General features: G+C 61.0%; 25 protein-coding genes. 23 read left to right on the top strand and 2 right to left on the bottom strand.

Features of this window, described 5'->3' with window-relative positions; all coding sequences use genetic code 11:
- Positions 1-16 precede the first annotated feature (16 nt).
- The 8 genes from NA645_RS01170 to NA645_RS01135 all read left to right on the top strand — a co-directional run bounded on the left by NA645_RS01170 (position 17) and on the right by NA645_RS01135 (position 6394).
- Positions 17-1105, top strand: coding sequence for a protein-glutamate methylesterase/protein-glutamine glutaminase (locus NA645_RS01170; protein ID WP_256047127.1), 1089 nt, complete (start codon positions 17-19; stop codon positions 1103-1105).
- Complete coding sequence (locus NA645_RS01165; protein ID WP_256047126.1) at positions 1105-1845, top strand: flagellar motor protein; 741 nt, start codon at positions 1105-1107, stop codon at positions 1843-1845. Before NA645_RS01170 ends, NA645_RS01165 begins: the two co-directional genes overlap by 1 nt.
- A gap of 199 nt (positions 1846-2044) precedes the next feature.
- Positions 2045-2872: a flagellar motor protein MotD gene (gene motD / locus NA645_RS01160; RefSeq protein ID WP_256047125.1), complete on the top strand. Its 828-nt coding sequence runs from the start codon at positions 2045-2047 to the stop codon at positions 2870-2872.
- An 89-nt stretch (positions 2873-2961) separates the two neighbouring features.
- Positions 2962-3750: a ParA family protein gene (locus tag NA645_RS01155; protein ID WP_256047124.1), complete on the top strand. Its 789-nt coding sequence runs from the start codon at positions 2962-2964 to the stop codon at positions 3748-3750.
- Positions 3751-3834: 84 nt separating this feature from the next.
- Complete coding sequence (locus NA645_RS01150; protein ID WP_256047123.1) at positions 3835-4659, top strand: CheW domain-containing protein; 825 nt, start codon at positions 3835-3837, stop codon at positions 4657-4659.
- A gap of 95 nt (positions 4660-4754) precedes the next feature.
- Positions 4755-5234: a chemotaxis protein CheW gene (locus NA645_RS01145; RefSeq protein WP_181100870.1), complete on the top strand. Its 480-nt coding sequence runs from the start codon at positions 4755-4757 to the stop codon at positions 5232-5234.
- 3 nt (positions 5235-5237) lie between these two features.
- The gene (locus tag NA645_RS01140) at positions 5238-5651 is read left to right on the top strand and encodes a DUF2802 domain-containing protein (RefSeq protein ID WP_256047122.1); all 414 of its coding nucleotides are present in this window, start codon (positions 5238-5240) and stop codon (positions 5649-5651) included.
- 302 nt (positions 5652-5953) lie between these two features.
- Positions 5954-6394 (top strand): rhodanese-like domain-containing protein, encoded by a 441-nt coding sequence (locus tag NA645_RS01135; protein WP_256047121.1) that lies wholly within the window; start codon positions 5954-5956, stop codon positions 6392-6394.
- Here the strand turns inward: NA645_RS01135 and NA645_RS01130 are convergent.
- Together NA645_RS01130 and NA645_RS01125 are read right to left on the bottom strand one after the other, a co-directional pair.
- Positions 6375-6698: an EscU/YscU/HrcU family type III secretion system export apparatus switch protein gene (locus tag NA645_RS01130; RefSeq protein WP_256047120.1), complete on the bottom strand. Its 324-nt coding sequence runs from the start codon at positions 6696-6698 to the stop codon at positions 6375-6377. The genes NA645_RS01135 and NA645_RS01130 overlap by 20 nt on opposite strands.
- Entirely contained in the window at positions 6695-8215 is a 1521-nt protein-coding gene (locus tag NA645_RS01125; RefSeq protein WP_256047118.1) for a flagellar hook-length control protein FliK, read from the bottom strand. The genes NA645_RS01130 and NA645_RS01125 overlap by 4 nt, the downstream gene beginning before the upstream one ends.
- 132 nt (positions 8216-8347) lie before the next feature.
- On the opposite strand from NA645_RS01125, the gene ccmA reads away from it, so the two are divergent.
- From ccmA to NA645_RS01050, 15 genes are all read left to right on the top strand, one after another.
- Positions 8348-8986 (top strand): cytochrome c biogenesis heme-transporting ATPase CcmA, encoded by a 639-nt coding sequence (gene ccmA, locus NA645_RS01120; protein ID WP_256047117.1) that lies wholly within the window; start codon positions 8348-8350, stop codon positions 8984-8986.
- Positions 8979-9650, top strand: coding sequence for a heme exporter protein CcmB (gene ccmB / locus NA645_RS01115; protein WP_256047116.1), 672 nt, complete (start codon positions 8979-8981; stop codon positions 9648-9650). The genes ccmA and ccmB overlap by 8 nt, the downstream gene beginning before the upstream one ends.
- 148 nt (positions 9651-9798) lie before the next feature.
- Positions 9799-10551 carry a heme ABC transporter permease gene (locus tag NA645_RS01110; protein ID WP_256047115.1) on the top strand — a complete coding sequence of 251 codons (753 nt, stop codon included), beginning with the start codon at positions 9799-9801 and terminating at the stop codon, positions 10549-10551.
- The gene (gene ccmD / locus NA645_RS01105; RefSeq protein WP_256047114.1) at positions 10548-10724 is read left to right on the top strand and encodes a heme exporter protein CcmD; all 177 of its coding nucleotides are present in this window, start codon (positions 10548-10550) and stop codon (positions 10722-10724) included. Before NA645_RS01110 ends, ccmD begins: the two co-directional genes overlap by 4 nt.
- On the top strand, positions 10721-11188 hold the full coding sequence (ccmE, locus tag NA645_RS01100; protein WP_131650126.1) for a cytochrome c maturation protein CcmE: 468 nt from the start codon (positions 10721-10723) through the stop codon (positions 11186-11188). The genes ccmD and ccmE overlap by 4 nt, the downstream gene beginning before the upstream one ends.
- Positions 11185-13158 (top strand): heme lyase CcmF/NrfE family subunit, encoded by a 1974-nt coding sequence (locus tag NA645_RS01095; protein ID WP_256047113.1) that lies wholly within the window; start codon positions 11185-11187, stop codon positions 13156-13158. The genes ccmE and NA645_RS01095 overlap by 4 nt, the downstream gene beginning before the upstream one ends.
- A 1-nt stretch (position 13159) precedes the next feature.
- Entirely contained in the window at positions 13160-13693 is a 534-nt protein-coding gene (locus tag NA645_RS01090) for a DsbE family thiol:disulfide interchange protein (RefSeq protein ID WP_256047112.1), read from the top strand.
- A complete protein-coding gene (locus tag NA645_RS01085; protein WP_256047110.1) occupies positions 13690-14163 on the top strand; it encodes a cytochrome c-type biogenesis protein in 474 nt (157 codons plus the stop codon). Before NA645_RS01090 ends, NA645_RS01085 begins: the two co-directional genes overlap by 4 nt.
- Positions 14160-15377, top strand: coding sequence for a c-type cytochrome biogenesis protein CcmI (ccmI, locus tag NA645_RS01080; RefSeq protein WP_256047109.1), 1218 nt, complete (start codon positions 14160-14162; stop codon positions 15375-15377). Before NA645_RS01085 ends, ccmI begins: the two co-directional genes overlap by 4 nt.
- Positions 15378-15450: 73 nt before the next feature.
- The gene (locus tag NA645_RS01075) at positions 15451-15834 is read left to right on the top strand and encodes a hypothetical protein (RefSeq protein ID WP_256047108.1); all 384 of its coding nucleotides are present in this window, start codon (positions 15451-15453) and stop codon (positions 15832-15834) included.
- Positions 15835-15956: 122 nt separating this feature from the next.
- A complete protein-coding gene (fliT, locus tag NA645_RS01070; RefSeq protein ID WP_256047107.1) occupies positions 15957-16253 on the top strand; it encodes a flagellar protein FliT in 297 nt (98 codons plus the stop codon).
- 529 nt (positions 16254-16782) lie between these two features.
- On the top strand, positions 16783-18252 hold the full coding sequence (locus NA645_RS01065) for a sigma-54 dependent transcriptional regulator (RefSeq protein ID WP_256047106.1): 1470 nt from the start codon (positions 16783-16785) through the stop codon (positions 18250-18252).
- A 116-nt stretch (positions 18253-18368) separates the two neighbouring features.
- Positions 18369-19568 carry a sensor histidine kinase gene (locus tag NA645_RS01060; protein WP_423836548.1) on the top strand — a complete coding sequence of 400 codons (1200 nt, stop codon included), beginning with the start codon at positions 18369-18371 and terminating at the stop codon, positions 19566-19568.
- Between the two features lie 5 nt (positions 19569-19573).
- A complete protein-coding gene (locus tag NA645_RS01055) occupies positions 19574-20980 on the top strand; it encodes a sigma-54-dependent transcriptional regulator (RefSeq protein WP_256047103.1) in 1407 nt (468 codons plus the stop codon).
- A 68-nt stretch (positions 20981-21048) separates the two neighbouring features.
- Positions 21049-21708 carry a thiopurine S-methyltransferase gene (locus tag NA645_RS01050; RefSeq protein ID WP_256047102.1) on the top strand — a complete coding sequence of 220 codons (660 nt, stop codon included), beginning with the start codon at positions 21049-21051 and terminating at the stop codon, positions 21706-21708.
- Positions 21709-21774: the final 66 nt, after the last annotated feature.

Raw genomic sequence — 21774 nt, 5'->3', positions numbered from 1 at the left:
CGCTAGGAGCGTTTTAATGGCAGTCAAGGTCCTGGTGGTGGACGATTCCGGCTTCTTCCGCCGCCGTGTCTCGGAGATCCTTTCTTCCGACCCGAATATTCAAGTGATCGGAACCGCCACCAACGGGCGCGAAGCCATCGACAAGGCCATCGAACTGAAGCCCGACGTCATCACGATGGATTACGAGATGCCGATGATGGACGGCATCACCGCCGTGCGGCAGATCATGCAGCGCTGCCCGACGCCGGTTTTGATGTTTTCCTCGCTTACCCACGAAGGCGCCCGGGTAACCCTCGATGCGCTGGATGCGGGAGCGGTGGATTTCCTGCCGAAGAACTTCGAGGACATTTCCCGTAATCCGGAGAAGGTCAAGCGACTGCTGTGCGAGAAGGTCAACACGATATCGCGCAGCAACCGCCGCTATAGCAGCACCGCGGCAGCCGTAGCGCCGGCAGTTCGTCCTGCGGCTACTCCTGCGGGACTGGCTCCGGCGGCGCCGCGCACCGCAGCCCCAGCGCAGGCCTCGGCGGCGCCTCGGCGCAAGGCGTATCGGCTGGTGGCCATCGGTACCTCGACGGGCGGCCCGGTAGCACTTCAGCGTGTTCTGACTCAGCTGCCTGCCAGTTTTCCGGCTCCCATCGTATTGATCCAGCATATGCCGGCGGCCTTCACCAAGGCATTCGCCGAGCGGCTGGACAAGCTGTGCAAGATCCGCGTCAAGGAAGCCGAAGACGGCGACCTGCTGCGTCCCGGACTGGCACTGTTGGCGCCGGGCGGCAAGCAGATGATGGTCGACGGGCGCGGTGCGGTGCGCATCCTGCCGGGCGACGAGCGGCTGCACTATCGGCCCTGCGTGGACGTGACCTTCGGTTCCGCCGCCAAGGCGTTCACCGACAAGGTATTGGCGGTCGTGCTGACCGGCATGGGTGCCGATGGCCGGGAAGGCGCGCGCATGCTCAAGCAGAGTGGCAGCCAGGTGTGGACGCAGGACGAAGCCAGTTGCGTCATTTATGGCATGCCGATGGCGGTGGCCAAGGCCAACCTCAGCGACGCCGTCTATGGCCTCGATGACATCGGTCGCCATCTGAGCGAGGCCTGTATCTGATGGATGTACTCAGCCTGATCGGGCTGGTCCTCGCGTTCGTCGCCATCGTCGGGGGTAATTTTCTCGAAGGCGGTCATGTCTCGGCGTTGCTCAACGGTCCCGCCGCCCTGATCGTGCTGGGCGGTACGCTCGGCGCTGTGCTGCTGCAGACGCCGATGGCCGTGTTCATGCGGGCCATGTCGATCGTTGGCTGGATATTCTTCCCGCCGCGTGTCGACATGGCCCGTGGCATTAGCCTGGTCACAGGCTGGAGCGCCACGGCGCGTAAAGAAGGGCTGCTGGGCCTCGAACCGATCGCCGAAACCGAGTCCGACCCCTATGCCCGCAAGGGCTTACAGCTGCTGGTCGATGGCGCGGAGCCGGAAGTGATTCGCAGCATCCTCGAAGTCGATCTGTACACCCAGGAAACCCGCGATCTCCGTGCGGCGAAAGTGTTCGAAAGCATGGGCGGTTATTCGCCCACGGTAGGGATCATCGGAGCCGTAATGGGGTTGATCCACGTGATGGGCAATCTCGCCGACCCTAGCCAGCTAGGGAGTGGCATAGCTGTTGCATTCGTTGCCACCATCTACGGCGTCGCCTTTGCCAACCTGCTGGTATTGCCGATGGGTAACAAGCTCAAGAGCGTGGTGCAGAAACACACCGCCTACCGCGAAATGTTGCTCGAAGGCGTTCTGTCGATTGCCGAAGGGGAGAACCCCCGCTCGATAGAAATGAAGCTGCAAGGCTTCATGGATTAGGGTCTGTTGATGTTTCGTACGCGGCGCACGACGAAACATCAACAGACCCTAACGCCTACGGCGCGCAATTTCGCCGCCGCAACACGAGAATGAACATGGTAAACGCTCCGATCACAGCCACTCATCGCCACTACGCTACCGTTCCGATGGTGCGAGTGGCTGTGCCTGACCGTTCATATTCTTTGCGAGCGGCCTGACCATGGCCCGACGCAGAGCACATGAGGAGCCGGAGAACCACGAACGCTGGCTGGTTTCCTACGCGGATTTCATCACGCTGCTGTTCGCTTTCTTCGTGGTGATGTATTCGATCTCCTCGCTCAACGAGGGCAAATACAAGATCCTTTCCGACTCGCTCGTCGGCGTGTTCAATCAGGCCGACCGGGCGGTCAAGCCGATTCCGATCGGCGAAGAGCGGCCCCGCACTACTGAACCCGACGTCTCGCAAATAGACGAACCGCAATCGTCACGCGAGCCGATCGATCCGCTACAGAGCATCATGCAGAGTATGCAAGAAGCTTTCGCCGATCTGATCGACGCGAAACAGCTCACCGTTCGCGGTAACGAACTCTGGGTGGAGATCGAGCTGAACTCCAGCCTGCTGTTCCCCAGCGGCGATGCATTGCCCAACGATCATGCGTTCGAATTATTGGAAAAGGTTGCCGGGATTCTGGCGCCCTTCGATAACCCGATACATGTGGAGGGTTTCACCGACAATCTGCCGATCAGCACGACCAAGTTTCCAACTAACTGGGAGCTTTCCGCAGCGCGTGCCGGTAGTGTGGTGCGGATGCTCGCGGCCGATGGCGTCGACCCGTCGCGTCTGGCCGCGGTGGGCTACGGTGAGTTCCAGCCTATAGCCGACAACGCGACAGCGGAGGGCCGCGCGCGTAATCGCCGGGTAATACTGGTCATCTCCCGCAATCTCGATGTGCGGCGCAGCATCAGTGGGGTAGGGAGTGGTAATGCCCGAGCTGCCGGAGTGGCGCAGCACTCTGGCACACAATCTGCTTCCAGTGAGAGTCGTTAGGTGCCGCTTGCGGTGTCGTCAATTCTCCGTCGTCGGTCATGCCGACACGGCCTTTCCCGGTCTGGTTCGATCCGGATGGAAAACGAGTTATGAGAGTCTGGGCTGTAGCCAATCAAAAAGGCGGAGTGGGTAAAACCACCACCTCCATCGCACTCGCCGGATTGCTGGCCGATGCCGGCAAGCGGGTCGTGGCGCTGGATCTCGATCCCCATGGGTCGATGACGAGCTATTTCGGTCATGATCCCGATAATCTCGAGCACAGCGTCTTCGATCTGTTCCAGCACCAGGGTGCCGTGCCGGAGGGGCTGCCGTGGCAGTTGCTGTTGCCGACGAGTCACGAGCGGATCTCGCTGTTGCCGTCGAGTACGGTACTGGCGACTTTGGAGCGCCAGTCGCCGGGTCAGAATGGGCTCGGTCTGGTCGTTGCCAAGAGCCTTTCGCAGCTGTGGCAGGATTTCGATTACGCCATCATCGACAGTCCCCCGCTGCTCGGTGTGCTGATGGTCAACGCGCTGGCGGCCAGCCAGCAGCTGGTCATTCCGGTGCAAACTGAATTTTTGGCCATGAAGGGCCTTGAACGGATGGTCAGCACGCTCGCGATGATCAATCGCTCGCGCCGGCAGGCGTTGCCCTACACCATCGTGCCGACCATGTTCGACAGGCGTACCCAGGCATCGATGAATACCCTGAAGGTGCTGCGCAATAACTATCAGGCTAATCTCTGGCAGGCATACATCCCGATCGATACGCGCCTGCGCGATGCCAGCCGCGCCGGCGTCACGCCTTCGCAGCATGACGCCAACAGTCGAGGAGTCATTGCCTATCGCGCGCTGCTCAAGACGCTGCTGGCCGCGCAGGCTTCTCCGCAGGTTGCTTGAATACGACGTACGGCCCGATCACGGTTCAAGTTCGCCGTGGTCGTGGCCGATAGCCTATCCAGTTGGTTCGCACGAGTTGGTTTCATGAGCCGTACCCTTCTTAAAGAAAGCCGATCGCAACAGACGCTGCAGTCCTATCTCGACGCGCTGCTGCAGGATGCCGTCATGGAGTTGACCGAATCGGTCAGCCACGACGAGTTCCAGGCTGCAGTGCTCGAAGAGCAGCAACGCGACGTCCAGCGGGTGGTTCCGCTGCGGCAGTTCGTGCCCGAGCCGGAGCCGACTCCCGCGCCTGCGCCTGTAGTGGCGGAGCCGGAAGCTTTGCTTGAGCTGCCGCCCGAAACGCCGGCTGAGAAGGCGCCGGTACTGGTCGAACCGATTGCGGATATCAAGTTGCAGGCGCACCTGCCCGGTGGCCCGCCGGCACAAGGTGGCCAGCCGGAGTGGGGCGAGGAGCCCTTTGAATGCCTGCTGTTCGACGTGGCCGGCTTGACCCTGGCCGTGCCGTTGGTCAGCCTTGGTTCCATTTATCCGCTCGCTGGTCAGGACCTGACGCCGTTGTTTGGCCAACCCGCCTGGTTTCTCGGCATATTGCCAAGTCAGGCCGGCAATCTGAAGGTTCTGGACACGGCGCGCTGGGTCATGGCCGACCGCTATCGCGACGATTTTCGCGAGGGGCTTCAGTATGTGATTTCGGTGCAGGGATACGAATGGGGGCTGGCGGTGCATCAGGTCAGCCGCTCGATTCGCCTGGACCCGAGGGAAGTCAAATGGCGCTCGCAGCGCACTCAACGGCCATGGCTGGCCGGAACGGTGATCGATCATATGTGCGCGCTGGTGGATGTGGCCGCGCTTGCCGAACTGATCGCCAGCGGCGCGACCCGTCATCTCAAGGGCGTGCCGTCGTAGAGAATTGAACAACCAGGGGCGCGCGACGAAACGTCAACAGACCCTGAATAACCGATAGAATCGACCGCCACAGCGGCATATGAAGAGGTGGGGCTATGAAGATGACTTCCGCACAGGGTTCCGATGATCCGGTTCTGCAGTGGGTAACCTTCCGTCTGGACAACGAGACCTATGGCATCAATGTCATGCAGGTTCAGGAAGTGTTGCGTTATACCGAGATTGCACCGGTGCCGGGCGCGCCTAGCTATGTGCTCGGCATCATCAACCTGCGGGGCAACGTGGTCACGGTGATCGACACGCGTCAGCGCTTCGGTCTCGACACAGCACCTGTTTCCGACAACACCCGCATCGTCATCATCGAGGCGGATCGCCAGGTGGTCGGTATTCTGGTCGACAGCGTGGCCGAGGTGGTCTATCTGCGCCAGTCGGAGATCGAAACCGCGCCCAACGTCGGTAACGACGAGTCGGCCAAGTTCATTCAGGGTGTCTGCAACAAGAACAACGAGCTGCTGATTCTTGTCGAGCTGGACAAGATGATGAGCGAAGAAGAATGGGCGGACCTTGAGAGCATCTGACACATGATGGCGTCGCTGGTCGCGGCAGTCGTCGTGCTTGCCCTGTGCTGCCTGGCACTGCTGGGCTGCTGCATCTGGCTGTTCCGTCGCCAGCGGCAGCAAGCTCAGTTGCAAGCGCGTGAAGACGCGGCTCGCGACAAACGCATCAAGGAACTTGCCGCACGTCTGGATACCTACCTCGATGGCAGCGTGCGCATGGGCAAGAATCTGCACGAACTGTCACGGGTCGTTGCGCCTCTGCCTGAAAGGCTCACTCAGCTCGAGCAGCGCGATCCGAACAACTTCACCTTTTCCCAGGCCGCCAAGCTGATTGGCATGGGTGCCAGCGACGATGATCTGACGCAGTCCTGCGGGCTGTCCCAGTCGGAAGCCGAACTGATGCGCAAGCTGTATCAGGCGCGACGCAAGCCGAGCTAGGGCTGTTGGCGTTCCGTCGCGAGCCGCGTTGCTGCGCCAAATCTCCTAGGGCCGAACTTGTTCGGCCTCCTCAAATCTGTGGCCGAATGAATTCGGCCCTACGGACTTGAGCGTTCCAAAAAGAATTTCTCTGGTCGCTCAGTCGTCGGGAGCAGGCCCTAGGCTCCGTCCCCCATCCGTCGTTGCGGTTTCATAACGAACGCCCGCCGCAGTGAACGATATGACCATTGTTTCCTCCAAACCAGGACAGGGCTCTGCCATGTCCGTTGCAGGCCCATGCCCAACAGGGCGAGGAGGATGTGATGCTACGCATTCTGATGCTGTGTCTGCTGGTCGCGCCCACGTCGCTATGGGCAGCTGAAGCGCCGGTAGAGGTCGAAGGGGCGATGACCGTCAATGTGTTCCAGGCCAGGCAGCTGCATGAGCTGGGGGCGGTGTTCATCGATGTGCGTCCGAGCCGTGAATGGGGCTGGGGACATGTCGAAGGCGCGGTGCATATGGATCTGGCGAGCGAATTTCTCGGGCTGGCGCATACCGATTGGCCAAGAACCGTACCGCTGGTGGTCTATTGCGACAGCGAGGTCTGTCCGGCCAGCGCAGAGGCGGTTCGTCTCGCGGTCGCCTGGGGTTACGAGCAGGTGTTCTATTTCCGAGAAGGCTATTTCGCCTGGGTGCTGGCGGACTTCCCGCAGGAGAAGAGCGGCTTCAACGGCATTACGACGCTCAACGCTCAGGCCCATTGAGTAGCGGAACGTCCGGTGAATGCCGTTGCTCGGCAAAGCCGGGCGGGCATTTGCCCTTCAGATACCAAGCGAACGCGATGATTTCGGCGATGGTGCGATAAAGCGCCTCGGGTATGGCGTCGCCCAGTTCCAGACGCGCCAATAGTTTCACCAGCTCGGCATTTTCATAGATCGGTACTTCATGCTCACGGGCGATGGCCAGTATCGCTTCGGCCAGCTCGTCGTCGCCCTTGGCCGAGAGCGTGGGCGTGTTGGCGCCATCGTAGGTGAGCGCGATGGCCTGTCGCGGTGTGTGGGCGGTCATGCGGTTTCATCCACAAAGCGTTGATCGAGAGTGGTTCGCGGGCCTTGCGGTGGTGTTCCCTGGCGGCAGGCCAGTTCACTGACAGACAGCCCCGCTGTGACGAGACGCTGCCGCAGGTGATCCAGCTCCGCCGAGATCAGCGCGGCGGTACCGCTGCGTTCGGCCCATATCTGACTCGACAGGCTGCCCTGCAGCAGCTGCGCCTGCACCTGTATCAGGCCCAGGGGCGCCACATCGAAGGCCAGTTCGACTTTCCAGAGCGTTTCCGGTTTCTCCTTGCGGTTTTGCGCGGGTTCGTCTTCACGCTGGAACTTCACCTGCAGCGGGACGATGTCGCGCTGATCCCGCATCGGTATTTCGATCTGCCAGGTCGTGACCTGAGTGCCGTCCGGGTTGGTCTGGGTCTGGGCCAGGCTGGACAACTGATGCGTCTGTAGCCGCGATACCGCGGCCGCGGCAAGTTTCAGCAGCAATTCCAGGTCAGCCTCGTCGTCGGCATTTGACGCCAACCGGCTCGGCAATGGGAAGCTTTGCGCTTGCTGGCGTGCGTTGGGTTGTCCAAGCGCGCCCAGTGCATTGCGAGCAAAAGCCGGCAGCGCCTGTCCGAACGCTCCCCCGGCCTGCATGGCCTGCGGAGCGCCGCCCGGTAGCCCCGGCAACTGGGCGATCAGGCGGAGCAGGGCGGCTTTCATGTCGGTCGGCAGGTCGTCCGCCTGGCCGCTCAACAAACTGGATTCGAGAAATACGCCGCTGCGCGACAGCGCCTGCGCCAGCGTTTTTGCGTCGCTAAGCTGTTGCATGTCCGGAACCAGACCGAGCAAACGTTCGGCCGCGCCGCGCAATTGATCGGGCAATGCGGAGCTGGACCTGAGCGCGCCAAATAGCCCTTCGATAGAACCCTGGCGGCTATGTTGCGCAGTCAGCTGCTGGCCCAGCACCAGCTGATCGAGACGACCGCTCAACGGCATGAACGACAGGGACTGATCGCCCTGGACACGGGCAGTTATCAAGCTACCTGGCGTAAGGGGCATGGCCGATTCGACGTTCAGCTTCTGCCCAGCAAGAGGGGAGTTGAGCAGGCTGATCACGACCCTGAACAGGGTTTTGCCGTCCTGTTGTATTTGTTGGCTAGCCGTCACCTTTCCCTGCACGACCGTACCCAGCGGAAGCAGATCGAGGTCGATGCTGCTCTGCGGCTGACGGTTGCCGGGTTGCAGCGCGGCAATCAGGCGGGTGTCGGACAACGCTGTAACGAGCATGGCCGCTCCAGGCGCGGCCGCTCTGGCGCTGCTGGTTTCGACGGTTGCTTGCCGGCCGTTCTCTAAGGTCAGGCGCAGCGTCAGCTGAAAGCTCTGCAGCGCTTCCTTTATGCGGACGACCTCGGCTTCGGCACTTTCCCCGGCGACGAGCAGTCCCTGCATCGGTTGCAGCAGTTTCAACGCCATCTCGGCCGGCGATGCCGTCGGGCGAGACGGGCCGGAGGCGGGGATCGCCGGGGTACTTTTGATCTCGGTCATTTTTACTTAAATGCTCTTACAACCTTTCGCCTTTGTGGCCTTCGGTGCCGGGGCTCGGCATGTATAATCCGGCCGCCCGACCTGATCTCGCTGTAGCGGCCGGGCTTCTTCCATCTTGAGGGTAGCCCTAGCGTGTCCAGTCCCTTTCTAGAAGCTGCGGCGCTTTCCTGCGAGCGGGACTGGCGTCTGCTGTTCGAGAGGTTAGACCTACGGATCGCTAAAGGGGAAATGTTGCAGATCGCCGGCCCTAACGGCAGTGGCAAGACCAGTCTGCTGCGGCTGCTGTCCGGGCTGATGCAGCCAACCGCGGGGAAGGTGCTACTCAACGGTCAAGACCTCGAAAGCCAGCGCGGCGAACTGGCCCGCAATCTGTTGTGGATCGGCCACGCGGCGGGCATCAAAGGGTTGCTCAGCGCGGAAGAAAACCTGACCTGGTTATCTGCGCTGCATCAGCCTGCGACCCGCGATGCGATCTGGCAAGCGCTCGAGGCTGTCGGGTTGCGCGGTTTCGAGGATGTACCCTGCCATACGCTTTCGGCCGGCCAGCAGCGTCGCGTCGGGCTGGCCCGGTTGTATCTGTCGCCGCCGCCCTTGTGGATCCTCGATGAGCCCTTCACCGCACTCGACAAGCATGGCGTAGCGCAGCTCGAACGGCATCTGGCGACTCATTGCGAGCAGGGCGGCATGGTCGTGCTGACCACCCATCATTTGCTCGTCATGAAACCGGCGAGCTTTCGCGAAATCGATCTGGGGCAGCTGCCGCATGAGTAACGTGTTCACGCTGCTGCTGGCTCGCGAATCTCGACTGCTGTTTCGTCGGCCGGCTGAGCTGGCCAATCCGCTGGTGTTCTTCGCGATCGTCATCGCTTTGTTTCCCTTGGCCGTCGGCCCCGAGTCGCAATTGCTGCAAACGATCTCCCCCGGGCTAATCTGGGTGGCGGCTCTATTAGCTGTACTTCTCTCGCTGGACGGCCTGTTTCGCAGCGACTTCGAAGACGGTTCGCTCGAGCAGTGGGTCGTTTCGCCGCACCCTCTGGCTCTTCTTGTGCTCGCCAAGGTGCTGGCACACTGGCTGTTTTCCGGTCTGGCTCTGGTTCTGCTGGCACCTTTACTGGGACTCATGCTGGGCATGCCGGTCAGCGCGCTTCCGGTGCTGCTGGTCTCGCTTCTGTTAGGCACACCGGTGCTCAGCCTGTTGGGCGCAGTCGGGGCGGCGTTGACTGTCGGCCTTAAGCGTGGAGGCTTGTTGTTGGCGCTACTCATTCTTCCGCTCTATATCCCCGTGCTGATTCTGGGCAGTGGGGCTCTGCAAGCGGCGTTGCAGGGGCTGCCTGCTCTCGGTCACCTATTATGGCTTTCCAGCCTGACTGCACTGGCAGTCACGCTGACTCCCTTTGCAATAGCCGCTGGCCTGAAAATCAGCGTCGGTGAATGACGGGTTGCACGATGTATTTTTCCAGTATTGATACGCGAATTGCCGATGCGAGACGACCGGTTTCGATGAATTTACTGATTGCGAACAAGTGGGTGCTGGCCTCTTTCGAGGCAGTATCGGCAGACGCCGTGGAAGTGAGGCGGGTTCTATGAACTGGACATGGTTCCATAAGCTGGGTTCGCCCAAATGGTTCTACGAGATCAGTAGCCGCTGGATGCCGTGGCTGGCCTGGGCGTCGCTGATTCTGATCGGCGTAGGAGTAGTCTGGGGCCTGGTGTTTGCGCCGCAGGATTACCAGCAGGGGAACAGCTTCCGGATCATATATATCCACGTGCCGGCAGCATTTCTGGCCCAGTCGATCTACGTGATGATGGCGGTGGCCGGTATCGTCGGGCTGGTGTGGAAGATGAAACTGGCCGACGTCGCGTTGCAGCAGGCCGCGCCCATTGGCGCTTGGATGACATTTATCGCGCTGCTTACCGGCGCGGTATGGGGCAAGCCGACCTGGGGCGCCTGGTGGGTATGGGACGCACGGCTGACATCGATGCTGATTCTGCTGTTCCTGTACTTCGGCATCATCGCTCTGGGCCAGGCGATCACCAACCGCGACAGCGCGGCAAAGGCCTGTGCGGTTCTCGCCATCGTCGGGGTGGTCAACATTCCGATCATCAAATACTCGGTGGAGTGGTGGAACACCCTGCATCAGCCAGCGACTTTCACCGTGACGGAGAAGCCGGCCATGCCAATGGAAATGTGGCTGCCGCTGCTGGTCATGGTGTTGGGTTTCTACTGCTTCTTCACGCTGGTGCTGTTGATGCGCATGCGCCTGGAGGTGCTGCGCCGCGAGTCGCGAAGCAGCTGGGTCAAGGCTGAAGTGAGCGCGCTGGTGGGCAAGTCATGAACTTCTCGTCGTTTTCCGAATTCATCGCCATGGGGAATCATGGCCTGTATGTATGGACGTCGTACGGCATCAGCCTGACTGTCCTGATCCTGAACGTGGCGCTGCCAATGATGGCGCGCAGACGTTATCTGCAAGACGAGGCGCGCCGTTTGCGCCGGGAGGAGATGAAGTGAATCCTGTGCGCAAAAAGCGTCTGTTCATCGTGCTGGCCATTCTGGCCGGTGTGGGCATTGCGGTGGCGCTGGCGCTGACCGCTCTGCAAGAGAACATCAACCTCTTCTATACGCCGACGCAGATCGCCGCGGGCGAAGCGCCGGAAGGTACGCGGATTCGTGCCGGCGGCCTGGTCGAAGCCGGCTCGGTGACACGCAGCAGCGATTCGCTCACCGTCTCCTTCCGCGTTACCGATAACAACGAAACGGTCACCATCCAGTATCAAGGCATCCTTCCCGATCTGTTTCGTGAAGGGCAAGGCATCGTCGCCCTTGGGCGGGTCAATGCTGATGGCGTTCTGATTGCTGACGAGGTACTGGCCAAGCACGACGAAAACTACATGCCGCCGGAAGTCAGCCAGGCGCTGGAGAAGAGCGGGATGATGAAGCATTACGAAGGCGACAAGCAGGAGTATGCGAAATGATCCCCGAGCTCGGCCATCTGGCAATGATTCTGGCGCTGTGTCTGGCCGTCGTGCAGGGCACGCTTCCGCTGATCGGCGCCTGGCGGGGCGACCGCCAGTGGATGGGGCTGGCACAACCGGCGGCCTGGGGGCAGTTCAGTTTTCTGGCATTTTCCTTTGCCTGCCTCACATACGCCTTCATGGTAGATGATTTCTCCGTCGCCTATGTTGCGCAGAACTCCAACAGTGCCTTGCCTTGGTATTACAAATTCAGCGCCGTTTGGGGCGCGCATGAGGGCTCGCTGCTGCTGTGGGCTTTCATCCTGGCAGGCTGGACCTTCGCGGTAGCGATCTTTTCGCGGCAACTACCGGAGGACATGCTGGCCCGGGTACTGGGCATCATGGGATTGATCAGCATCGGTTTCCTGCTGTTCCTGATCGTCACTTCCAACCCATTCGAGCGCCTGCTGCCGCAGGCACCGATGGATGGCCGTGATCTCAATCCGCTGCTTCAGGACTTCGGTCTGATCGTGCACCCGCCAATGCTCTATATGGGCTACGTCGGTTTCTCGGTGGCCTTTGCGTTCGCCATTGCCGCGCTACTCGGTGGCCGTCTGGATGCTGCATGGGCGCGCTGGTCGCGTCCCTGGACCCTGATTGCCTGGGCCTTTCTCGGCGCCGGTATCGCGCTGGGTTCGTGGTGGGCCTATTACGAACTGGGCTGGGGCGGCTGGTGGTTCTGGGATCCGGTGGAAAACGCATCCTTCATGCCCTGGCTGGTGGGTACCGCACTGATCCATTCGCTGGCCGTGACGGAAAAGCGCGGCGTCTTCAAGAGCTGGACGGTCCTGCTCGCGATTGCTGCCTTCTCGCTCAGCCTGTTAGGCACCTTCCTGGTCCGCTCTGGTGTACTGACTTCGGTTCATGCCTTCGCCACCGATCCGGAGCGCGGCGTCTTCATTCTCGCGTTTCTGCTGTTGGTAGTAGGCGGCTCGCTGACCCTGTTCGCCCTGCGTGCGCCAGTGGTGAAGAGCCAGGTCGGTTTCGGCCTGTGGTCGCGTGAAACGCTGCTGCTGGTCAACAACCTGCTGTTGGTGGTCGCCACGGCCGTGATTCTGCTGGGAACGCTGTATCCGCTGCTGCTCGATGCGCTGTCGGACACCAAGCTCTCGGTCGGGCCGCCCTATTTCAATGCGATGTTCCTGCCGCTCGTCGGGGCATTAATGCTTGCGCTTGGCGTGGGCGTGCTGGTGCGCTGGAAAGACACTCCAGTGAAGTGGCTAGTGAGCATGCTGACGCCGGTACTGATCACCAGCGCCGTGCTTGGCGGCTTGGGTTCGATGCTGTTCGGGGACTTCCATTGGGCGGTGCTGGCGGTCTGTCTGCTGGCCGCTTGGGTGGTTACCGCCGGGGTACGCGACATTCTCGACAAGACCCGCCACAAGGGTCTGCTGAAGGGCGTGCGGAGCCTGGCGCCCAGCTACTGGGGCATGCAGCTGGCGCATCTTGGGCTGGCGGTCTGCGCCATAGGGGTAGTGCTGACGAGCCAGCAGAGCGACGAGCGCGACCTGCGTCTCGCCCCTGGCGAATCGCTGGAGCTGGGCGGTTACAGCTTTGTCTTCGAAGGTGCCGAGCATTTCGAAGGCCCCAACTACACGTCCGACAAGGGCACCATTCGCGTCTTCGATGGCGACAAGCAGGTCGCGACCCTGCATCCCGAGAAGCGGCTCTACACCGTGCAGCAGATGCCGATGACCGAGGCGGGCATCGACGCAGGTTTCACTCGTGATCTCTATGTGGCTCTTGGCGAGCCTCTGGAAAACGGCGCCTGGGCGGTGCGGGTGCACATCAAGCCGTTCGTTCGCTGGATCTGGCTGGGCGCTTTGATGATGTCCCTGGGTGGTGTGCTCTCGGTCACTGACAAGCGTTACCGAGTGAAAGTCAGAACGCGTGTCCGCGAGACGCTCGGTTTGGCCCAGCAAGGAGCCTGAGATGAAAAGATTATTGATGTTGCTGCCGTTGGCGATTTTCCTCCTGGTGGCGGGTTTCCTCTACAAGGGGCTGTACCTCGACCCCACGGACATCGGCTCGACGATGATCGGAAAACCGATGCCGTCGTTTTCTCTGCCCTCGCTCGAGGATCCGCAGCGGCTGGTCAGCGCTGAAGACATCAAGGGCAAACCGGCACTGGTGAACGTTTGGGCAACCTGGTGCCCGACCTGCAAGGCCGAGCATGAGATGCTAAACAAGCTGGCCGCCCAGGGAGTCCTGGTGTACGGCATCAACTACAAGGACAACGGCGATGCGGCTCGCGACTGGTTGCAGATGTTCGGCAATCCGTACGGCTTCAATGTCGAGGATCCCGACGGCAGTCTAGGTCTTGACCTAGGTGTCTATGGCGCGCCGGAGACCTTCGTCGTCGACAAGCAGGGCATCATTCGCGACAAATTCGTCGGAGCCATCGATGAGCGCGTCTGGACCGAAAGGCTCGGGCCGCTCTATCAGGCACTGGTGAACGAGCAATGATCCGCTTCCTCGCTACCGCTTTGCTGGGCCTTCTGCTCAGCCTCGCTGCCCATGGCGCAATCGATACCTATGAATTCAAGAGCGAGGCCGACCGGGAGCGATACCGTACGCTGATCGAGGAGCTGCGCTGCCCCAAGTGCCAGAACCAGAACATCGCCGACTCCAACGCGCCCATTGCCATGGATCTGCGCCGCGAAATCTATCGCATGCTGGATGAAGGGCAGAGCAACGAGCAGATCGTCGACTACCTCGTCGCTCGTTATGGCGACTTCGTGCGCTACAAGCCGCCTGTCAATGCCAAGACACTCGTGCTCTGGTACGGCCCGATTGCCTTGCTGGCGCTGGGGTTCGTCGTGCTGGCAATCATCCTGATACGCCGCCGCCGAGGCGCAGCTAGCCAGGCGTCGAACACACTTTCCGAGGCCGAACGCACGCGCCTCGCCACGTTGCTGGATAAAAAAGAACCATGATCGATTTCTGGATAGGTGCGGGCCTGCTGTTGCTGGCCGCCCTGGCGTTCCTGCTGCTTCCGGTGTTGCGGGGGCGTCGCTTACAGGCCGAAGAGGACCGGACGGCGCTAAACGTCGCGCTTTACCAGGAGCGGCTCGGTGAGCTGACCGCACAGCAATCGGCCGGAACCCTTACGTTGGAGCAGTACGAGATGGGCCGCGCCGATGCGGCACGGGAGCTACTCGACGACACCGAGGGTAGTGACGCACATCGCAGCAGCAACCTGGGCCGGGCCGTTCCGCTGATTGTGGCCATCCTGGTGCCCTTATTTGGCTATGGTCTGTATATGCAATGGGGTGCGAGCGACAAGCTGCAACTGACGCGGGAGTTCGCGGTGCAGCCTGGAAGCATCGAAGAGATGACGGCGAGGCTTGAGCGCGCGGTCAAGGCACAGCCCGAGTCTTCCGAGGCATGGTATTTCCTGGCCAGAACCTACATGAGCCAGGAGCGTCCGGCCGATGCAGCGGCAGCTTATGAGCAGGTCGTCAATCTGGCCGGGCGCCAGCCTGAACTGCTGGGACAGTGGGCGCAGGCGCTCTATTTTGCCGAAGGTCGGAGCTGGACGCCGCGCATGCAGCAACTCACCGATGAAGCCCTGCAGGCAGACCCCCATGAGGTCACCAGCCTTGGCCTGCTCGGCATCGCCGCTTATGAAAACGAGCGGTTCGATGAAGCAATAGGCTTCTGGGAACGACTGGTGGCGACCTTGCCTGCCGAAGACCCTTCGCGTGAGGCCATCCAGGGCGGCATCGCCCGAGCGCGGGAGCAGCTGGGCGAAACGGCTTCTGACAGCGTGTCGAAACCCGCTGGCGAGCCGGTTGCAGCTAGCGGTGCTGCCCTGACGGTCGATGTGCAGCTGGGCGCCGCACTTGCAGACAAAGTTCAGCCTACTGATACGGTATTCGTCTTTGCTCGTGCGGTTTCCGGCCCGCCGATGCCGCTGGCGGTGAAGCGCCTGACAGTGGCCGATCTGCCGGCTACCGTCAGTTTGTCCGACGCCGATGCAATGACTCCGCAGCTTCGCTTGTCCAACTTCGAGCAGGTCAGGTTGTTCGCTCGCGTTTCCCGGGATGGAGACGCGACCCGGGGCGAATGGCAAGGCAGCAGTGAGCCATTGACGTTGAACAATGAAGATGCGATTGAACTGACAATCGATCAACCGGAAGCGCCCTGATGTAGAGGCGCTCAAGAGGGCAGGGCTAATGGTGAGAGGTTCGGTTTCGGCAGGTGTCTCTTTCCTGCCTCGAATGGGCGCTGTAACGATGCTGGCGCTGCTGCTGGGCGCTTGTGCCGGCAATCCGTATCAGGCTTCGGAACCGGCACCTACGCCGACTCCGCCAGTGTCCGAACCTCGCGAGCCGGTCATAAGCCCGCCCCCCGTGCGCACGCCGCCGGCACCGCGCCCGCCCGCCACGCAAAAAAGCCATCCGCGCTACGCACCGCCACCGCATGCTCCTGCGCATTGGGACAATCGATTGGGCGTCTATGTTGTGGAGGGGCGGAACATGTTCTATCGCGAGCGGCTTTACTACCGCTGGGATGGCGACTGGTATTGTGCCGGTCGTCCCGACGGGCCCTGGGAGCCGGTTGCGCCTCCCAGTGTCCCAACAGGATTGCGCGGTCTGCATTGATGCTTTTTAACCGGTCGTGCTAAAGGCCAATCGAAAATGGCCGATACAGGCTTCAGTCGCAGTAGACTCCCGAGCAGCCTTGTAGGCTCGCCCTTCGTAACCAGTTCATCCGGAGCGGATCCATGAGTGCAGCAGTCAAACGTCTTGAGGAAACCGGCAACGCCTTGCGCGATGCGATGGTGCAACAGGACTGGACCGCCATCAGTGTCTTGGATCTGCAATGCCGGCAGGTTGTCGAAGCTGCGATGAATGAAGCCCGCGAGGACGAGCCGGCGATTCGTCAACGCCTGGAGGAGTTGGTGAGCCTCTATCGCGAGCTGGTCACGACTTGTCAGGCCGAGCAGCGTCGTGTCGCTGATGAGCTCATTCAGCTCAACCAATCCAAGCACGGCGCTAATGTTTATAAGTTGTTTGGTTGACTCACTCGCTCGGCTTACCATCCGCAAGCCTGACTCCCTTCCGTTATCGCCAAGCTCTGGCCTGTTGCTTCGTCGATCGCAAGCCCCTCTGCCGATTACAAGGCGCGCGTTGGCCGAATAAATTCGGCCCTACGTTTGATGCTAGCCCGCAGATGACTACCGAAACATGACCGTAGGGTCGAACTTGTTCGGCCTTGGCTAAGCAAGCGCCTCTTGGCCCAATACACGCTCGCCTTGGCATCGCCGACCCATTCGCGGCCGTCTATGTCTTGCGACCGCCGATGCGGGGAAACCCCTTCGTCAGCGACCACGCTTACGTCAGTTCGATTGTTTTACCTAAGCCTGCCTGTTTATCCTTCTGCGTTTACTAGCGAAATTCGACGCTTTTTCTACTCTTTGTCGTTGAACCACGTCATAAATTTGACTCGACGCGTTTTTTTTAATTAACTACGTCTCATCTGCCGAGACGTAGTCGTTTCTGCCGGAGACGAGCGCAGGCCTCCTATCAGCCTCTAGAGCTATAAACAAGATGTGGCGTGAAACCAAGATTTTGTTGATAGACGACGACAAGGATCGTCGCCGGGATTTGGCGGTCATTCTCAGCTTTTTGAGTGAAGACCATATCGCTTGCGCCAGCAGCGAATGGAAAGCCGCCGTCGATGCGCTGGAATCGAGCCGCGCCGTGCTGGGCGTCCTGCTGGGTGCGGTGTCGGCCAAGGGCGGCGCGGTCGAACTGCTCAAACAGATCAGCAAGTGGGACGAGAACCTTCCGCTCATGCTGATTGGCGAGCCCGCCCCGGCGGATTGGCCTGATGAGATCCGTCGTCGGGTGCTGACCAGCCTTGAAATGCCGCCGAGCTACAACAAATTGCTCGATTCGCTTCATAGGGCTCAGGTCTATCGGGAAATGTATGACCAGGCGAAGGCGCGCGGACGACAGCGCGAGCCCAACCTGTTTCGCAGCCTGGTGGGCACCAGCCGCGCGGTGCAGCATGTCCGGCAGATGATGCAGCAGGTCGCCGATACCGAAGCGAGCGTATTGATCCTCGGTGAGTCGGGAACTGGCAAAGAGGTCGTTGCACGCAACCTGCATTACCATTCCAAGCGCCGCGGCGGGCCTTTCGTGCCCGTCAACTGTGGAGCGATTCCGGCTGAACTGCTGGAAAGCGAGCTGTTCGGTCATGAAAAAGGCGCGTTTACGGGGGCAATCACCTCCCGTGCCGGTCGTTTTGAACTCGCTGAAGGCGGAACTCTGTTCCTCGACGAGATTGGTGACATGCCGTTGCCAATGCAGGTCAAGCTGTTGCGGGTTCTGCAGGAGCGCACCTTCGAGCGTGTGGGCAGCAATCGCACCCAGAATGCCGACGTACGCATCATCGCAGCGACCCACAAGGATCTGGAGAAGATGATCGTGGACGGCAGTTTCCGTGAGGATCTGTATTACCGTCTCAATGTGTTCCCCATCGAAATGGCACCTCTGCGCGAGCGTATCGAGGACATTCCGTTGCTGATGAACGAGCTCATCTCGCGTATGGAGCACGAGAAGCGCGGCTCCATCCGTTTCAATTCGGCGGCCATCATGTCGCTTTGTCGTCATGACTGGCCTGGCAACGTGCGAGAGCTGGCGAACCTGGTCGAGCGTATGGCAATCATGCATCCGTACGGCGTGATCGGCGTTATGGAGTTGCCGAAGAAGTTCCGCCATGTGGATGATGACGACGAGCAATACGTGGTCGACTTGCAAGACGAAATAGAGGCACGCGCGACTATCAACACCCCCCTTGTCGCAGCCGGGACGCAGGCCATGTTGCCCATCGAGGGTCTCGATCTAAAGGAGTACCTGGGCAATCTCGAGCAGGGCCTCATCCAGCAGGCCCTTGAGGACGCTGGCGGCGTCGTGGCACGTGCCGCTGAGCGCTTGCGTATCAGACGGACGACGCTGGTCGAGAAGATGCGCAAGTACGGTATGAATCGACGCGAAGACGATCTCGACGAGTAAACCTGTTTGCACCGCCGCCGTTCTGGCGGCGTAACGCCTGCCTTTCTCCGCCTTCTGGGCATGATCCTTGCTGCTAGTCATTTCACCGACCATCTTTTTGACGGATACGCGTGCCAGTGACCTCAGCATTCTCTTCATCGGCTCCCCGACGACCGGCCGAAACGACCGCGAGCGAAGAGCTTGAGCAATCGCTCGAGTTGTTTACCCGCATGTCCGGCCGGTTGGGCGAATCCCAGCAGCTGCTGCAGATGCGCGTAGCCGAGTTGAAGGATCAGCTGGCTGAAACCAGCGCGCAGCGCCGACGTGAATTCGACGAGAAGGAGCGTTTGGCCAACCGGCTGCAGAGTCTGCTGGATCTATTGCCCGGCGGCGTCATCGTGATCGATGCGCAGGGCGTGGTTCGAGAAGCCAATCCAGTTGCCCAGGAGCTTCTCGGCGAGCCGCTGGAAGGTGCGCTCTGGCGCGAAGTGATCGCCCGCAGCTTCGCCCCACGCAGGGACGATGGTCATGAAATTTCATTGAAGGATGGGCGTCGCGTGTCCATCGCCACGCGCTCGTTGAACGGCGAGCCAGGCCAGCTGGTATTGCTGACCGATCTGACCGAGACGCGGCGGTTGCAGGAGCAATTGGCGCGCCATGAGCGTTTGTCTGCGCTGGGGCGGATGGTGGCATCGCTTGCTCATCAGATTCGCACACCGCTTTCCACGGCGCTGCTTTATGCAAGCCATCTGGAGCAGGGTGGGCTGACTGTCGAGCATCAGCAGCGCTTTGCCGGACGTCTGAAGGACCGGCTGCACGAGCTGGAGCATCAAGTTCGCGACATGCTGGTTTTCGCTCGGGGCGATCTGCCGCTGGAGGACCGCCTGACCCCAGCCGAGTTGCTCGCATCGCTGCGTGCGGCGGCCGAGGCGCGAGTGGGCGATATCGCCATACGTTGGCAATGCGATGCGCACTCAGGTGCGCTGCTGTGCAACCGCGACACGCTGGTCGGTGCATTGCTCAATCTGATCGAGAATGCGCTTCAGGCTACCGGCAACGACCGCCGGCTAAAGGTGCATCTCTACGCTCGGGCTTCAGCGCTGCGCATCAGTATCAGCGACAACGGTTCGGGCCTCGACGCCACGACTCTGGCACGCCTCGGCGAGCCCTTCTTCACCACGAAGGCGACCGGGACCGGGTTGGGACTGGCGGTGGTCAAATCAGTAGCGCGGGCGCATTCCGGTTCGCTCGAGCTGCGCTCGCGGCCGGGTCGAGGTACCTGCGCCACCTTGCAACTGCCGCTGCTTGCAGTGCTATCACCGGCAATTTCGGAGTGAGGCCCATGGCTGCGAAGATTCTATTGGTCGAAGACGACCGCGCATTGCGTGAGGCGCTGGGCGATACCCTCGAACTCGGCGGCTATGCCTACCGCGCGGTCGAGAGCGCCGAAGCCGCGTTGCAGGTACTAGAGCAAGAAAGTTTTGGCTTGGTCGTCAGCGATGTGAACATGCCCGGTATGGACGGTCACGCGTTGCAGGCTCTGATTCGTCAGCGATACCCCCAGGTGCCGGTCTTGCTGATGACTGCATACGGAGCCGTCGAGCGCGCAGTCGAGGCTATGCGTCAGGGGGCTGTTGACTATCTGGTCAAACCGTTCGAGCCGAAGATGTTGCTTGGGCTGGTTGCTCGGCACGCCTGCGGCCAGCTGGGCACGCTCGACCAACAGGGGCCCGTCGCCGTCGAACCGGCGAGCCGGCAGCTGCTGGCACTGGCCGCCCGTGTCGCTCAGAGCGACTCGACGGTGCTGATTTCCGGTGAATCCGGAACTGGCAAAGAGGTGTTGGCCTGCTACATCCATCAGCAATCGGCACGTGCGAACAACCACTTCATCGCGATCAACTGCGCGGCGATACCGGACAACATGCTCGAGGCGACGCTGTTCGGCCACGAGAAGGGTGCGTTCACCGGTGCCATCGCGACTCAGCCGGGCAAGTTCGAGCAGGCCGACGGCGGTACGCTGCTGCTCGATGAGATATCCGAAATGCCACTGGCGCTTCAGGCCAAGTTGCTGCGCGTATTGCAGGAGCGCGAGGTCGAGCGTGTCGGTGGCCGTAAACCAATCCCGTTGGATATTCGTATCGTCGCTACCACCAACCGCGATCTGGCTGACGAGGTTCGCGGTGGGCGTTTCCGTGAAGATCTGTTCTATCGCCTTTCCGTGTTTCCGCTCGCCTGGCCCGCGTTGCGTGATCGACCTGCGGACATCGTGCCGCTTGCCGAGCGACTGCTGGCCCAACACGCCGTGAAGATGCGTCAGCCGAACGTCCGGCTGACGGCCGAGGCGCGTCAATGCCTGCTCAGCCATCCATGGCCCGGCAATGTCCGCGAGCTGGACAACGCCATTCAACGCGCCTTGATTTTGCAGCAGGGCGGTCTGATTCGGCCGGATGATCTGTGCCTGACTAATCTGGCCGGGTTTGCCTCGCGAGCGCCGATCGCGGCGGTTGATGCCGTGCCGTCGATGTCGGCAGCCGTAGCGCCGCCAGTGCCGACCGAGGCGGCTGGCGCCCTGGGAGAAGATCTGCGTCGTCGTGAGTTCGAACTGATCATCGATACCTTGCGTGCCGAACGTGGCCGCCGCAAGGAGACGGCTGACCGCCTGGGCATCAGCGCGCGAACACTGCGCTACAAACTTGCCCAGATGCGTGACGCCGGGATGGACCTGGATGCCGCCTTGTATGCCAGCTGAAAACCCTTGGGCGTTCGGTACGGTTGGCTCTGATAAGCTCGACCGTCAATGCTCATGAGGGTTTGGATATGGATGAAGGGTTCTGGCAACGGCGCTGGGCGCGTAACGAGATCGGCTTCCATCTGAACGAGGTCAACCCTTATCTACGCCGTCACTGGCCGGGGCTGCAATTGGCCGAAGGGGCGCGAGTGCTGGTGCCGCTGTGCGGCAAGAGTCTCGACATGCCCTGGCTGGCCGCGCAGGGCTTCGCAGTGCTCGGTGTCGAGCTGAGCGAACGTGCAATTGAAGACTTTTTTGCCGAACAAGGCCTGACCGCCGAGCTAAGCACCCGTGGCGACTTCAAGCTGTATTGTGCCGGAGCGCTGGAAATTCTCTGTGGTGATTTCTTCGCCCTGACCCGCGGCGATGTGGCGGGCTGTGAAGGGCTTTACGACCGCGCTGCGCTGATCGCGCTGCCGGCGGACATGCGTCAGCGCTATGTCGAACACCTGACGAGCATTCTTGCGCCGAGCTGCCAGGGTTTGCTGATCACGCTGGATTACGAGCAGGAGCAGATGTCTGGTCCGCCATTCGCTGTGAGTGACGCTGAGGTTCGCCAATCCCTGGGCTCGCATTGGGACATCGACCTGCTGGAACGGGCAAACGTGCTGGATGGCAATTGGAAGTTTCTGCAGCGCGGTCTGTCGCGTCTGGAGGAGAACTGTTATCGACTCGGTGTGCGGCGGTAGGGTGTTTGCAAGGCCTGCAAAGCGGCGATGTCGTTGCAGGCTCGCGATCACCTCATGATTTCCTTC

The organism is Stutzerimonas stutzeri (assembly GCF_024448955.1).
Classification (GTDB): Bacteria; Pseudomonadota; Gammaproteobacteria; order Pseudomonadales; family Pseudomonadaceae; genus Stutzerimonas; species Stutzerimonas stutzeri_AQ.
This window is presented reverse-complemented; position numbering and strand designations above follow the sequence as displayed.